We start from the raw sequence: 13,520 nt of genomic DNA, 5'->3' as shown, positions 1-13,520 counted from the left end.
CGAAATGTCAACCTTTTGCTCCATTGTTGACATTGCAAATACATTCAGTATACTTCTTTATTGTGATTTATTTACCTTAAATTTGTATCAAGATAATTTGTTATACTTAATTACACACACAGCAATAGAGTCGTCTTGATTTTTCCTGCGGAGGGATACAGGGTTCATGTAGTCAGGCAAATACAGTTCGCCCGATAGAATAATAAATTCCTTTTACTCTGTGTTTTATAAAAAGTTGTGATTGGTATTATACTATTTAATGTTTAAATCGAAAATAAAAATGAATTATATAGAAGTAAAATTTACGTGTAAGCCTAACAATGAGGCTACTAGTGATGTGCTTTCGGCAAATTTGGCTGAAATAGGTTTTGATAGCTTTGTCGAAAACGAAGATGGCATAACGGCCTACATAAAGGAGGAACTGTTTGATAAAGATAAGATTGATGCAGTTTTAACAGACTTTCCTCTGGAGGTTGAAATAACTTATGTTTTCGAAAAGATAGAAGATCAGGACTGGAATGAAGAGTGGGAGAAAAATTATTTCAAGCCTCTCGTTATCGATGATAAATGTATCATACAGAGCACATTCCATAACGAACCAACGAACTATAAATACAATATATACATCGACCCGAAAATGGCATTCGGAACGGGGCATCACCAGACTACGGAACTGGTGATCCGCGAAATGCTCAATTTCGACTTCAAGGGAAAATCGGTGTTGGATATGGGTTGTGGAACCGCCATATTGGCCATATTGGCATCTATGCGTGGCGCAAACCCGATTCTGGCAATCGATATAGACAAATGGGCATACGACAATGCGATAGAAAACCTTGAGTTGAACCACATCAACAATGTAGAAGTGCGGATAGGAGGAGCAGAACTGCTTGGCGAACAAACTTTTGATGTTGTGCTAGCTAATATTAACAGAAATATTCTGCTTGAAGATATAAGTAAATATTCTTCCGTTCTGAATAAAGGCGGCGATTTGTTTATGAGTGGATTTTATCAGGAAGATATAGCTGCGATCAGGCAAGAGTGTGACAACCACGAACTTGTATATTTGAGTCATGCCGAAAAAGACAATTGGACTGTTGTAAGGTTCGGGAAAGCGTAGATGAAAAACATCTGCCGGTTATAACCACAAAACGGAAGGTGATCTGCGCTCTGCTTATTTTATTATTACTACTCGCAATTGATGGAGAATACAATTATTTTTCATCGATTGTGTTTCTTGTATCTTTTTTTGGTTTTAACAAACCTGTTTGTTATCCGCAAAAACAGAATACTGATACGGAATAAAAGATCATTTCTTTCCATATTAATTCTCTGATAAACAAACTCATTTTAGCCGTTAGTTGTTTATTAAAGATAATTTTTTATTTTTGCCCTGAATATGATATTTATAAAAGAGATAGAAAACTTAAATAAAACATAAAATTAAATTCTTTGTAAAAAAAAAGTGAAGATTAGATGGCACAAGGACAAGATGTAAAGAAAAGATCGGGGCGTAAGAATCAAGGTAAGACATTAGGTCTTCTACGAAAAGGCTTAGGGATTAAGCAGGAAGATTTTGGGAAACTGTTTGGATTGTCGCAATCCAGAGTTTGCGATTTGGAGGTAATGGAAAAGTTGCCCGAAAAAGAATTGAATGAATTTGCCGATTATTTTAAAGTCCCTGTTGAATTTTTCGACAGGTTCAACTTTAAGGATGTAATGGAAAATCTCACAAATTATGTAGACGTTAGAGACTCTGATCAGGTAACAACTGCAAACATAATAGAGGAGCAAAACAATTATACGGAATCTATCCAATACTACAAATCGGTGGATGCCAGAATAAGGGATGCCAAAACGATAGGCAGGTTGGAAAAAGAAATAGAAACCTTGAAAAAGGCATTGGATCAGGCAATTCAGTAAACGAGCCGGAATTAAATCTGAGAAGAATTAATTAATAATGTGAATCAGTAGTTGAAAAGTGTTCAATTACATTAGTCGTTTTGCGTGACTCGGCATAATGAAAACGAATTTTGCTTCTGCTCTCGCTACTTAAAACGTTGGTTTATATTATATAATACACTGCGCGGAATTAAAATTCCTTGCATCCCTTTTGACCAAAGCCTCAAAAGGAATCAAAAAGGCTTTTTGTGACTCAGGCTGAGTGCCGACCCACTTTACATCCGTTAGGCGAAACGGCATCTGCTTCGCAGGCGGGGACACGTTAAGCGAAACAAGGTGTAAAATTGAAAGCTGTTTGAGCGAAGCGAGTTCTTTCAATTTAGCCTGTGAGCTTGTAACGGGTCGCCGAGAAGCTAAGCCTTGACTTTTTGGTTCGTTTTGTGTCAAGACAAAATGAACATTTCAAGTAGCGAGAGCAGAGCCAAGTTTACTTAGGCTATGCCGAGTCACGAGAAATGACTAATGCAATTGAACGAAGGCAAGTCTCTGCAAGAGGCGCGGCAGCAAAAAGACGTCGAATATAAATGAACTATTTATAGATTCAAATGTAGAGGCAAATAAGTGATTTTGCAAAACTATAAAAATGGTAATGGAGAATCTCTTCTCGTCAGAGATTGGAAAGGAAATGAGTACAAACGAGTTTCGGAGATTCTTGGTGTAGATCGTTATCGGTCAGTATCTTTTTTGTTTTAGAATAGATTAACCTAATGTCCTTTATAAACAAATAAAGCTCCCTAAACAATAGAAAGCCTTATTTTATGTCTTTAATCTTTATGATTTTAAAGGGCAAGGTCTGCGCCAGGTTTGAATTTCGCTACCTTTTTAGCAGGAATGTTGATCACTGCTTTTGTTCTAGGGTTGATACCTTTTCTCGCACTCTTCTCAGAAACAGAGAAAGTACCAAAACCAACTAGGGCAACTTTACCTCCAGCTTTTAATTCACCTGTAATTGATTCAATAACCGCATCAAGAGCTTTTTTAGAATCAGCTTTGCTCAATCCTGATTTTTCAGCGATGGCATTGATAAGTTCAGTTTTGTTCATTTTAAATGGAATAAATTTAATTAAACATTATTGTTGATAGATATGATAATTCCTATACAATTAATTATTTAGCTTCAAATATAAATTATAATTTGAATAATTTCAAGTAAATTTAATAAAAACATCACCAAACGATTAAAAAAATATCCTAAACAGGTAATAAAACAGGCGAAAAAGGAAAATTTATCTGTATTTTTGCCGAATTATATATAATAATCAAGATATTTAAGTATGAATCAGAATAACTCCGGTTTTTTCAGTTCGATTCCGACAGTTACCAAAAATTTGCTCATAATCAATGTTATTATGTGGCTGTGCCAGGTTGTGGCAAAGTCTAAATTTAATCTTGATATTGCCGATTATTTGGGGCTGCATTATTTTCAGTCCGAAAGGTTCGAGATATTTCAGGTGGTGACCTATATGTTTCTCCATTCTACTGAAAGTTTCACACATGTTTTCTTCAATATGTTTGCGGTTTTCATGTTTGGGCGAACCCTTGAGACTGTTTGGGGTGCAAAAAGATATATCATCTATTACCTTGTAACGGGTGTAGGAGCGGCGTTGGTGCAAATGTTGGTGACATACATCAGGATTCAGTATGTTACGGCAGATATGTCTCCGGAGACGATAAGCGAAGTGTATGCAAATGGCGCAGGCATTCTGGCAGAAGGCAAAAACTATATTGATCAATCGATGGGTAATTTGAACTTCCTCTTGAATGTGACTACTGTCGGAGCTTCGGGTGCAGTATTTGGCATCCTGTTGGCATTTGGTATGTTATTCCCCAACATAGAGCTGATAATGATACCTATACCTATTCCTATCAAAGCAAAATATTTTGTGATAGGATACGGACTTATCGAGCTGTTTGCAGGGGTAGCAGACCGTCCTGGCGATAATGTAGCGCACTTTGCCCACTTGGGAGGTATGATTTTCGGTATATTCCTGATACTTTATTGGAAGAAAAATAATAAGATACATGGCCGATATTATTAACGACATAAAGAATAAGTACAAGAAAGGCAATATATTGACAAAGTACATCTTTATTAACATTGCTGTCTTCTTGTTATTGTTTGTGCTGACACTGATAAGGAAACTGGCAGGTCTGGAGGTTGACATCGAGTCTTATGTAGCCATACCTTCCGGTTTGCAGATGTTGATTTACAGGCCTTGGACGCTCATCACATATATATTTGTGCATTTCGAGATATTCCATATCCTGTTCAACATGCTTTTTCTCTATTGGTTCGGGCAGCTGTTCCTGATGTACTTTACCCCTAAAAACTTCGGGTCGCTTTACATCTTGGGGGGATTGGGTGGCGCAGTGCTTTACCTGCTGATATACAATTTGATTCCATACTTTTCGGCACAGGAAGCTACAATGGTGGGCGCTTCGGCTTCGGCTATGGCTATAATGTTTGGCGTTGCCTTCTATGTTCCCGATTTACACATCAATATGCTTTTTGTTGGACGGATAAAAATCTTGTATGTCGCCATAACTCTCTTCATCATGGATCTTTTATTTTTCGGACTGGGAGAGAATTTGGGAGGGCATATCTCTCATATCGGTGGCGCTGCCGTGGGTTATGCGTTTGCCAAAATGTACATATCGGGAAAAGATATAACCCGTTGGATGTCAAATGTTATTGATAGGACTGTAAATCTGTTCAAACCTTCTCCGAAAAAGAAAATGACGGTGAAGCCGGGAGGGAAAAACGAAACAGACTATGAATACAATCAGCGCAGGGCACGTCAGACAGAAGAAATAGATGCTATTCTGGATAAAATAAAAGCATCGGGATACAGTAGCTTGAGCAAAGATGAAAAGAAAAAACTATTTGATGCGAGCAAGAACTAAACAAATATTTGCACTGATAAGGCAATATGCGACAATCATCGTGTTTTCAATAAACCTGATCTTTCTGGTTTTGATGCTGTCGTCTTATTTGGTTTGGATTATACCTCCGAGCAAGCTGGTTATTTTTGCTTACATCGGTCTTGGGTTTCCTGTTTTTTTAGTCGTTAATATAGTCTTTATTGTTTTTTGGTTTATCCTTTTCAAATGGAAGTTGGCTGTGGTTGGCATAGTCTCGCTCATTTTGTGTTGGAACCCGATTTATACTTATATTCCTGTAAATTTCAGGACGAAATCGGTTCCGGATAATTCTATCAAATTTCTCACATACAATATCCGGGGATTTGCCCACCAATGGCGGGGAACGGCTGTTCGCAACAATGTGGTAGACTACATCAACGAAAGTGATGCAGACATTGTCTGTATACAGGAATTTACTTATTTCGGAGCCATTGGAGATAAAATGGACGAAATATTTAAGGCTACATTTCCAAAATATCCGTACTACAGTTATGTGAATTTCAGAAATTCGAATAATGTCATTTATGGAGTAGTTTGTCTCTCCAGATATCCGATATTGAGAACCACTAAAATCCCTATTCTTGCCAATGGCAATGGGGGCGCACTTTTAACGTTGAACATTAAAAGCAAAACGGTGAGTTTGTTTATCAACCATTTGCAGTCGAACCGATTGACAGGTGAGGATAAAGAATTATATAAAAAGTTTCTGAAAGATGCGAATATGCAAGAGTTGGATATTGTGACAAACAGCCTCACCACAAAATTGGGAACTGCGTATAAGGAGCGTGCCGGTCAGGTTGATATCATAGCAGACATGATTGCCAACGAGAAGAGTGATGCTACTATTGTCTGCGGCGATTTTAACGACCCTCCGGTTTCTTATTCGTACAAGAAAATAAAAGGCAATATGGTCGATGCTTTCCGCAGTACGGGGTCGGGCATGGGAATAACCTTCAATGAAAGACTTTTCTGGTTCAGAATCGACTATATTTTCCATACCCGCAATATTACGTCGTACAATTGCACCGTAGACAAGGTCAATTATTCCGACCATTATCCGCTTTGGACATATTTGCGGTTTAATGATGAGGATAAGTAAAAGTAGGGGCATAAATTTTTACGCCCGACGAGAATAAAAAATAACGATAATATAAACTTTAATGTATAAAATAAGTAAACAATTTTCTTTTTCGGCGTCTCACGTCCTTGAAGGGTTGCCATGCGAGCATCCTTGCTCCCGACTACATGGGCATAACTATGTGGTGACGGTGCATTTGAAAGCCGGGGAGTTGGACAATGTCGGGTTTGTCCGCGATTACAGGGCATTGCAAAGTGTGAAAGATTATATAGATGATAATCTGGATCACAGGCATTTGAATGACATACTTCCTTTCAACCCAACAGCCGAGCATCTGGCAAAATACCTGTACGATATATTTAAAAAGGATATCCCGGAATTGTTTGCCGTGGAAGTATCGGAAACACCTAAAACTTCGGCCATATATGAAGCTGAATATTAAGGAGATATTTTATTCGTTGCAGGGAGAAGGTGGCAGAATGGGTGAAGCCTCTGTCTTTATACGTTTGGCAAAATGTAATCTGTCGTGCTCTTTTTGTGACACGGATTTCCTTAATGGTTCGGATATGAATCCGGATGAAATATTTGATGCCATAAGCGAATATCCGTCCAAATGGATAATCTGGACAGGTGGCGAGCCAACTCTTCAACTGAGAAACGAGCATTTGCAGTTTTTCAGGGACAAAGGATACAAACAAGCCATAGAAACGAACGGAACACATCGTGTGCCTGAACTGATTGATTATATAACTTGCAGTCCGAAGCAAAACTATGGTAAAGTAAAAGAACTTCTGCCCGAAGTTGACGAGATAAGGATTCCTGTGAAATCGGGCGATAGTATTCCCGATATCAGCATATTCCCGAAAGCAAAAAAGTATTTCCTGAGTCCTGTTTTTGATGGAAAAGAAATTGTAAAAGCAAATGTGGAATATGTAGTAGGGTATATCCTGACACACCCCGAATGGTTGTTGAGTCTTCAAATGCACAAACTGATTGATATTGAATGAAACAGTTTGACGTCAACATATTAGGATGTGGCTCGGCTTTGCCAACACTGCAACACAACCCGTCCTGCCAGGTAGTGGAAATGTGCGAAAAAGTGTTTATGGTTGACTGTGGCGAAGGTTCCCAACTTCAATACAGGAAAAGCAAACTGGGTTTCGGGAAATTGAATCAAATTTTTGTTAGCCACACACATGGCGATCATTGTTTTGGCTTGATAGGACTGATTTCAACTTTAGGTTTGCTGGGCAGAACAGGTGATCTGGTTATACATGGAGTTCCCGATCTGGAGCTGATATTGAAACCTCAACTGGATTATTTTTGTAAAGATATGTCTTACAAGGTTTTGACCAATACTTTCGACCCTAAGAAAAGCGAGGTTGTCTATGAAAACCGTTCCATGAAAGTTACTACGATTCCTTTAGAACATCGTGTGCCTTGCGCCGGATTTCTTTTTCAGGAGAAGCAAGCAGATCGCCACTTGATCAGGGAAAAAATAGATTTCTACGATGTGCCTGTCAAAGAAAGGGTGAACATCAAGCAAGGAGCCGATTTTGTTACGAATGAAGGGAAAATAATTCCAAACAGCCAGCTTACACGTCCTGCGGATACGCCCCGGTCTTACGCATATTGTGCCGATACTGCCTACAAAGAAGATATTGTAGATATAATAGAAGGTGTGGATTTGCTGTATCACGAAGCAACTTTCACCGAGAGTGACATCTCCAGAGCAAAGAAAACAGGGCACTCTACTGCAAGGCAGGCTGCAATGATAGCAAAGCAAGCCAATGCGAAAAAATTAATACTCGGACATTTTTCTTCCCGCTACACAGACAATACTGTCCTTTTGAAAGAGGCCCAAACGGTGTTCCCAAACACTATTCTGGCAAACGAAGGTTTGTGTGAATCCCTTTAAGAGGAATAGCTTTACTGCTCTCTCGGTTTAACTGCAAAGACTTTTGACATACCCCGAAAGAGCAGCAAACAGCTTAAAATTATTGAGCCATTATCCGGCTGATGTATTTGCCTATGATATCGAATTCCAGATTTACGACAGAGCCTATCTTGAACTGATGAAAATTAGTGTGCTCGTAAGTGTAAGGAATTATAGCAACCTCGAAAGAATCGTTCGTAGGGTCAACCACAGTTAAACTTACGCCATTCACGGTTATGGAGCCTTTGTCAACAGTCAGATACCCTCTTTTAGCCATATCCTTGTCATATTTGTAAGCAAATTTGAAATACCAACTACCGTCCATCTCACGAATTTCCTGACAAGTTGCAGTCTGATCTACATGCCCTTGCACGATGTGTCCGTCCAAGCGTCCGTTCATCAACATACTTCTTTCCAGATTCACCTTATCGCCCACTTTTAGCAGTCCCAGATTCGACCTGTCCAATGTTTCCTTGATTGCAGTAACGGTGTAGGTGTCGTCAGTGAGCTTAACCACAGTAAGGCAAACTCCGTTGTGTGAGATACTTTGATCAATTTTCAACTCGTTCACGAATGAACAACTAAGAGTCAGGTGCAGATTTTCACCTTCTCTTTCCAATGCTACCACTTGGGCAGCTTCTTCCACGATGCCTGAGAACATAATTCTTCCGATGATTTTAAATTGAACTCAAAGTTACTACTTTTTGATAGAAATGTATAATTATTTAGCGATTGTCTGGGATATTAATCTCGCCGATCGTTATCCTTTTTAAGATAAAAAACTTATCTTTGCATTTCTAAATTTCCTGAAGCAAACTTTTAACAAATTGATATTATATAATGAAACAATTGTCTTTAGTTTTAATATTATTAATCACATCATTATGTGTAAAGGCACAAACCAACAACCGTGCATGTCATTTCGGGTTGACTTTCGAAATAAGCAACAACACATGTTGGGGATATGGAGAGCCTGTTGTCACTTCTGTGGAGCCATTTTCTGCTGCCGATAAGGCAGGGATAAAAGTAGGAGATATTATCATGGAGATAGATGGCGAAGCAACATATCTGCGCAGCTACAATCTTATCGCCAGCAAGTTTTTTGACAATACATCTGCCGAAACTACGTTTACGATAAGAAACCTGACAAATTATTTCACTCCATACACATTGCGCAGAGAGTGCAATGCGATGGCCTCGTTGTCGGAATCGGAGTTGGCAACCAGTTTTTCATTTTATAGTTTGGAAAACACAAACGATCGGAAGTTTGTGATGCCATTGCAAATTTTGACAAACAACGATGTTGATTATTCCGACTATCACACATTCGACTTTTTGAGAGAACCCGATGCTCCTGCCATCGACGGGCAAATCAGCGCCATCATAGAGCAATGCCTTGTGGAGAAAGGTCTGACCAGAAACACAAAAGACCCTGATTTCATTGTGCAAACATATTACAGCTATCAGCCAAACGCAAGATTCAATGCTGCAGCCAAACCAACATCGGCATTAAGCTCGTGGAGATATGACCCTACCCGCAAAATTATGATCAAATTGCCTATAATACCGGGCGATGCTCCTAATGCGGCAATTAACGGGCAGTTTGTTCTGGAATTGGGGATACGCTTTTTCGACAAGAAATATATTGACAGCAAAAACCTGACTCAGATATGGGATTGCCATTCTACGGAGTATCTTTCCGACAAATATCAATTGGAAGAATACACACGCGTTCATACACCATTGATGCTAATGACATTTCCGTATTCAACAAATAAGACTACCGTAGATTTTGTGGTTAAATACAAGAAACACAACTACACAGGTATTCATATTTCGTCCGACAATATGCGTACGATAACAGATGTTGATGAAAACTCTCCTGCCTATTTTGCAGGAGTAAGGGGCGGTGATGTTTTGCAGAAAATAGGAAATTATAAATTTAATGTTTCGAAAGACGAATTGACCAACGCTTACAAACGCTTTTTGGTGGAAACGATGGTATATCGTGATCCTGTAACCCGATTTACGGATGCTAACGGGTTCCCCGACTGCATGTTCTGGGACAAATACCAGTATGGCGAAATAGCGAAAGAATTTAAGAAGAATTTCTATATGACACATTTTTCTTATTTGTATAATTTCGAAAGATATATCAGTCCGACTTCATCTAACAAACTATCGTTTGAGGTAGCAACCAGGGGGCAAAAACGAACATTCAATGTTACTCCCGAAATCAGAAGTTCGGTACGTGTGGAAATTAAGTAATAATTATAAGTTGTTTATATAAAATTAAAAAGGTGAATGGTTGTATGCTCAATCATTCACCGTTTTGTTATTAAAAGGTAAAATGATTACAGTTTCAAATTTAACCCATCAATTTGGCAAGAGAGTATTATTTCAAGATGTGAATCTTAAGTTTACCAATGGCAATTGCTATGGCATCATTGGCGCGAATGGCGCAGGAAAATCTACATTTCTGAAAATATTGAGCGGGCAGAGAGATGCAACCAAAGGTACATTCTCCATGGGATCGGGCGAGCGTATGTCTGTTCTTTCGCAAGATCACTTCGCCTTCGACGACCTGACGGTGTTGGACACAGTTTTGCAAGGACACACTACATTGTCCGAAATAATGAAAGAGAAAGACGCTTTGTATGCAAAAGAAGATTTCAACGACGAAGACGGAGTGAGAGCTTCGGAACTGGAAGAGAGATTTGCAGAACTTGGCGGTTGGACAGCCGAAAGCGATGCCGCAAGCCTCCTGAGCGGTTTGGGTATAAGCGAAGAATTTCACAACCAACTTATGGGAAATATGAGCGGAAAACAGAAAGTCCGCATCCTGTTGGCTAGAGCACTGTTTGGTAAACCCGACAATTTGTTGCTGGATGAGCCAACAAATGACCTTGACATAGAAACTGTTAACTGGTTGGAGAATTATCTGGCTAACTTTGAAAATACAGTGCTCGTGGTTTCGCACGACAGGCACTTTCTCGACTCGGTTTGTACGCAGATTGTAGACATAGATTACAGCAAGATAAATTTATATTCAGGTAATTATAGTTTCTGGTACGAGTCCAGTCAGTTGGCATCACGCCAGCAGGCACAGCAAAACAAAAAGGCTGAGGAAAAAAAGAAGGAACTGGAAGAATTTATTCGCCGGTTTAGTGCGAATGTGGCAAAATCGAAGCAAACTACCAGCCGCAAAAAGATGCTGGAAAAACTGAATATAGAAGAAATAAAGCCATCGTCACGCAAATATCCGGGAATTATCTTTACGCCGGATCGTGAGCCGGGCAATAAAATACTGGAAGTGAATGGACTGAGTAAGTCTATTGAAGGAAAGGTTCTTTTCGACAATGTTAATTTTAATGTTGAAAAAGGAGATAAAATTATCTTCCTATCCAAAGATCCCCGTGCAATGACAGCTTTCTTCGAGATTATCAACGGCAACATGGAAGCCGATAAGGGAACTTTTGAATGGGGGCAAACAATTACGGAGGCATATTTGCCGCTCGACAACACAGAATTTTTTGATAATGATTTGAATCTGGTCGATTGGCTGGCTCAGTTTTCGGACGATACGAGCGAAATATACCTGAAAGGATTTCTGGGAAGAATGCTTTTCTCAGGCGAAGAAATCCTGAAAAGTGCAAAAGTTCTTTCGGGAGGAGAAAAAATGCGTTGCATGATTGCCCGCATGATGATGAAGAACGCAAACACCTTGGTTCTGGATTCACCAACCAATCACCTCGATTTGGAGTCTATTCAGGCATTCAACAACACTCTGAAACAGTTTAAAGGGAATGTTTTGATGTCGTCGCACGACCACGAATTCATCCAAACCGTGTGTAATCGTGTCATCGAACTGACTCCTAACGGAGTAATTGATAAGATTATGGATTATGACGATTATATCTTCTCGGACGATATAAAAGCATTGAAAGCCAAAATGTATAGCTAAAATATTAATTGCAAGGAGTCCCTGTTATATTTGAGATAGCAGGGACTTTTTTATTTATGCATGATAACAAAAAATGTATATATTTGAAGCAAGTTGTTAATAAAGGTGTAAATTGATGGGGTGGAAAGATTTGTTCTATTTTCGTAGAAATGAAAAGATTGCCGTAATTTTTTTATTGATACTGATTGTTTTTTCGTCCATTTTGTATTTTATTTCCGACATCTACACATACAATCAAAACAATAACGAAGAAGATTTATTGGCTCAATCGGAATTTGATGATTTCCAGAAAAACCTCAAGCCAATTTATTATCAATCCGAATCGGCAACCGAACCCGGTGAAGATGGAGAATTTGCAGCGACAAAATCACCCAAAAACACGAAAACGAATAGCACCAAACTGACAGAAGGCCAAACCGTTGATCTCAACGCTGCAAATATAGGGGCATTAAAAAAAGTGCCGGGAATAGGAGACGCTTATGCGAAACGAATCATAGAATACCGAGAATTGTTGGGAGGCTATTTAAATATCGAACAGTTGTTGGAAGTGCAAGGCATCTCTAAAAAGAAATTGGAAAATTTCTCGTCTTATTTCACCATAAAAAAGAAAGTGAGGAAAATGAGGATAAACAAACTCTCGGCGGAACAGCTTTCAAAACATCCTTATATCTCAGAAAAACAAGCGCAAAACATTGTCCAAAAGCGTGATCGGGAAAAGATAGGCACAGCAGACGACCTTCGTTCAGCCGATGGGTTCAGTCCTCGCGATGTGGATATGCTGATTCACTACATTTCATTCGAATGAATGATTTAACAGTTATAAAGAGGCTTTCTTCATTGGCTAAAATAAATAAATAAACTACTTTTGTAAGAAGTATCCTATTTATGAAAAATGTGTAATATTCAGAAATGAAAACAATCTTAACAGCTATATATGAAATATTTATATTTGTTCCCCTGTTTCTGATAGCGACTATCATAACGGCTACTGTTGCCATTTTAGGGTCATTGTTTGGCAAGCGGCAATTCTGGGGATATATTCCTCCCAGATATTGGTCTAAGCTGGCATGCCTGTTGGCTTTGTGCCGTGTTTCTGTGAAAAGGGAAGTTGAACTGGATCAGAATCAGTCGTATGTTTTTGTGGCCAACCATCAAGGAGCGTTCGATATTTTCCTCATTTACGCATATTTGGGGTTAAAAACAAAATGGGTGCAAAAGCAAAGTCTGCGGAAAATTCCGCTGGTGGGCAAAGCCTGCGAAACAATAGGGCATGTTTTTGTAGACAATTCGAGCCCAAAAGCGATAATGAATACCATTAACAAAATTAAAGATGAATTGGAAGATGGCATTTCCATGACAATATTTCCCGAAGGATCACGAACAGAAACCGGAAAAATGGGGCGTTTCAAGAAAGGAGCATTCAAAATTGCCGAAGAAATGAAATTGCCCATCGTGCCGTTGACAATAAACGGCTCGTATGATGTTCTGAAAATCAGATCGTTGCTTATACGCCCGGGAAAGTTGGAGTTGGTGATACATAAGCCTATTGAAACCAAAGATATGAGTGAAGAACAAATATCTGAACTGATGAACCAAACAAGGGAGATCATTTATGACGACCTGTGGGATAAATACAAATAACACATACACATATAATT

14 protein-coding genes are annotated in these 13,520 nt (G+C 39.0%); 12 read left to right on the top strand and 2 right to left on the bottom strand.

What is annotated here, in order from left to right; all coding sequences use genetic code 11:
* The first annotated feature begins 280 nt into the window (after positions 1 to 280).
* Positions 281 to 1,120 (top strand): 50S ribosomal protein L11 methyltransferase, encoded by an 840-nt coding sequence (prmA, locus tag D0T56_RS12115; RefSeq protein ID WP_163320428.1) that lies wholly within the window; start codon positions 281 to 283, stop codon positions 1,118 to 1,120.
* 356 nt (positions 1,121 to 1,476) lie between these two features.
* Positions 1,477 to 1,923 carry a helix-turn-helix domain-containing protein gene (locus tag D0T56_RS12110; protein ID WP_163320427.1) on the top strand — a complete coding sequence of 149 codons (447 nt, stop codon included), beginning with the start codon at positions 1,477 to 1,479 and terminating at the stop codon, positions 1,921 to 1,923.
* 818 nt (positions 1,924 to 2,741) lie between these two features.
* On the opposite strand, the gene D0T56_RS12105 is transcribed toward D0T56_RS12110, so the two are convergent.
* Positions 2,742 to 3,005, bottom strand: a complete 264-nt coding sequence (locus tag D0T56_RS12105; RefSeq protein WP_163320426.1) for an HU family DNA-binding protein — start codon at positions 3,003 to 3,005, stop codon at positions 2,742 to 2,744.
* Between the two features lie 231 nt (positions 3,006 to 3,236).
* Here D0T56_RS12105 and D0T56_RS12100 point away from each other — a divergent pair, with 231 nt between their 5' ends.
* The 6 genes from D0T56_RS12100 to D0T56_RS12075 all read left to right on the top strand — a co-directional run bounded on the left by D0T56_RS12100 (position 3,237) and on the right by D0T56_RS12075 (position 7,880).
* Complete coding sequence (locus D0T56_RS12100) at positions 3,237 to 4,001, top strand: rhomboid family intramembrane serine protease (protein WP_163320425.1); 765 nt, start codon at positions 3,237 to 3,239, stop codon at positions 3,999 to 4,001.
* Complete coding sequence (locus D0T56_RS12095; RefSeq protein ID WP_163320424.1) at positions 3,985 to 4,866, top strand: rhomboid family intramembrane serine protease; 882 nt, start codon at positions 3,985 to 3,987, stop codon at positions 4,864 to 4,866. The genes D0T56_RS12100 and D0T56_RS12095 overlap by 17 nt, the downstream gene beginning before the upstream one ends.
* Positions 4,850 to 5,983, top strand: a complete 1,134-nt coding sequence (locus D0T56_RS12090) for an endonuclease/exonuclease/phosphatase family protein (protein ID WP_221412353.1) — start codon at positions 4,850 to 4,852, stop codon at positions 5,981 to 5,983. The genes D0T56_RS12095 and D0T56_RS12090 overlap by 17 nt, the downstream gene beginning before the upstream one ends.
* Before the next feature lie 61 nt (positions 5,984 to 6,044).
* Positions 6,045 to 6,404: a 6-carboxytetrahydropterin synthase QueD gene (gene queD, locus D0T56_RS12085; RefSeq protein WP_163320422.1), complete on the top strand. Its 360-nt coding sequence runs from the start codon at positions 6,045 to 6,047 to the stop codon at positions 6,402 to 6,404.
* Positions 6,388 to 6,969, top strand: a complete 582-nt coding sequence (locus D0T56_RS12080; RefSeq protein ID WP_163320421.1) for a 7-carboxy-7-deazaguanine synthase QueE — start codon at positions 6,388 to 6,390, stop codon at positions 6,967 to 6,969. Before queD ends, D0T56_RS12080 begins: the two co-directional genes overlap by 17 nt.
* Positions 6,966 to 7,880 (top strand): ribonuclease Z, encoded by a 915-nt coding sequence (locus D0T56_RS12075; protein ID WP_163320420.1) that lies wholly within the window; start codon positions 6,966 to 6,968, stop codon positions 7,878 to 7,880. The genes D0T56_RS12080 and D0T56_RS12075 overlap by 4 nt, the downstream gene beginning before the upstream one ends.
* A 79-nt stretch (positions 7,881 to 7,959) precedes the next feature.
* Here D0T56_RS12075 and D0T56_RS12070 read toward each other — a convergent pair whose 3' ends face one another.
* The gene (locus D0T56_RS12070) at positions 7,960 to 8,559 is read right to left on the bottom strand and encodes a riboflavin synthase (RefSeq protein ID WP_163320419.1); all 600 of its coding nucleotides are present in this window, start codon (positions 8,557 to 8,559) and stop codon (positions 7,960 to 7,962) included.
* A 179-nt stretch (positions 8,560 to 8,738) separates the two neighbouring features.
* On the opposite strand from D0T56_RS12070, the gene D0T56_RS12065 reads away from it, so the two are divergent.
* From D0T56_RS12065 to D0T56_RS12050, 4 genes are all read left to right on the top strand, one after another.
* Positions 8,739 to 10,166, top strand: coding sequence for a PDZ domain-containing protein (locus D0T56_RS12065; RefSeq protein ID WP_163320418.1), 1,428 nt, complete (start codon positions 8,739 to 8,741; stop codon positions 10,164 to 10,166).
* Positions 10,167 to 10,248: 82 nt separating this feature from the next.
* Positions 10,249 to 11,862 carry an ABC-F family ATP-binding cassette domain-containing protein gene (locus tag D0T56_RS12060; protein WP_163320417.1) on the top strand — a complete coding sequence of 538 codons (1,614 nt, stop codon included), beginning with the start codon at positions 10,249 to 10,251 and terminating at the stop codon, positions 11,860 to 11,862.
* Between the two features lie 115 nt (positions 11,863 to 11,977).
* Positions 11,978 to 12,667, top strand: a complete 690-nt coding sequence (locus D0T56_RS12055) for a helix-hairpin-helix domain-containing protein (RefSeq protein WP_163320416.1) — start codon at positions 11,978 to 11,980, stop codon at positions 12,665 to 12,667.
* 104 nt (positions 12,668 to 12,771) lie between these two features.
* Positions 12,772 to 13,503 carry a 1-acyl-sn-glycerol-3-phosphate acyltransferase gene (locus tag D0T56_RS12050; protein ID WP_163320415.1) on the top strand — a complete coding sequence of 244 codons (732 nt, stop codon included), beginning with the start codon at positions 12,772 to 12,774 and terminating at the stop codon, positions 13,501 to 13,503.
* Positions 13,504 to 13,520: the final 17 nt, after the last annotated feature.

This window comes from Dysgonomonas sp. 520 (assembly GCF_010501095.1).
Taxonomy (GTDB): domain Bacteria; phylum Bacteroidota; class Bacteroidia; order Bacteroidales; family Dysgonomonadaceae; genus QVMP01.
The sequence above is the reverse complement of the archived record's forward strand: the minus strand, read 5'-3'. Positions and strand labels throughout refer to the sequence as shown.

Bases quoted from the DNA above. Each gene is read 5' to 3' on its own strand.
- queD (WP_163320422.1), top strand. From the start codon at position 6,045: ATGTATAAAATAAGTAAACAATTTTCTTTTTCGGCGTCTCACGTCCTT.
- D0T56_RS12110 (WP_163320427.1), top strand. From the start codon at position 1,477: ATGGCACAAGGACAAGATGTAAAGAAAAGATCGGGGCGTAAGAATCAA.
- D0T56_RS12095 (WP_163320424.1), top strand. From the start codon at position 3,985: ATGGCCGATATTATTAACGACATAAAGAATAAGTACAAGAAAGGCAAT.
- D0T56_RS12050 (WP_163320415.1), top strand. From the start codon at position 12,772: ATGAAAACAATCTTAACAGCTATATATGAAATATTTATATTTGTTCCC.
- D0T56_RS12105 (WP_163320426.1), bottom strand. From the start codon at position 3,005: ATGAACAAAACTGAACTTATCAATGCCATCGCTGAAAAATCAGGATTG.
- D0T56_RS12075 (WP_163320420.1), top strand. From the start codon at position 6,966: ATGAAACAGTTTGACGTCAACATATTAGGATGTGGCTCGGCTTTGCCA.
- D0T56_RS12080 (WP_163320421.1), top strand. From the start codon at position 6,388: ATGAAGCTGAATATTAAGGAGATATTTTATTCGTTGCAGGGAGAAGGT.
- D0T56_RS12090 (WP_221412353.1), top strand. From the start codon at position 4,850: ATGCGAGCAAGAACTAAACAAATATTTGCACTGATAAGGCAATATGCG.
- prmA (WP_163320428.1), top strand. From the start codon at position 281: ATGAATTATATAGAAGTAAAATTTACGTGTAAGCCTAACAATGAGGCT.
- D0T56_RS12065 (WP_163320418.1), top strand. From the start codon at position 8,739: ATGAAACAATTGTCTTTAGTTTTAATATTATTAATCACATCATTATGT.
- D0T56_RS12055 (WP_163320416.1), top strand. From the start codon at position 11,978: ATGGGGTGGAAAGATTTGTTCTATTTTCGTAGAAATGAAAAGATTGCC.
- D0T56_RS12060 (WP_163320417.1), top strand. From the start codon at position 10,249: ATGATTACAGTTTCAAATTTAACCCATCAATTTGGCAAGAGAGTATTA.
- D0T56_RS12100 (WP_163320425.1), top strand. From the start codon at position 3,237: ATGAATCAGAATAACTCCGGTTTTTTCAGTTCGATTCCGACAGTTACC.
- D0T56_RS12070 (WP_163320419.1), bottom strand. From the start codon at position 8,559: ATGTTCTCAGGCATCGTGGAAGAAGCTGCCCAAGTGGTAGCATTGGAA.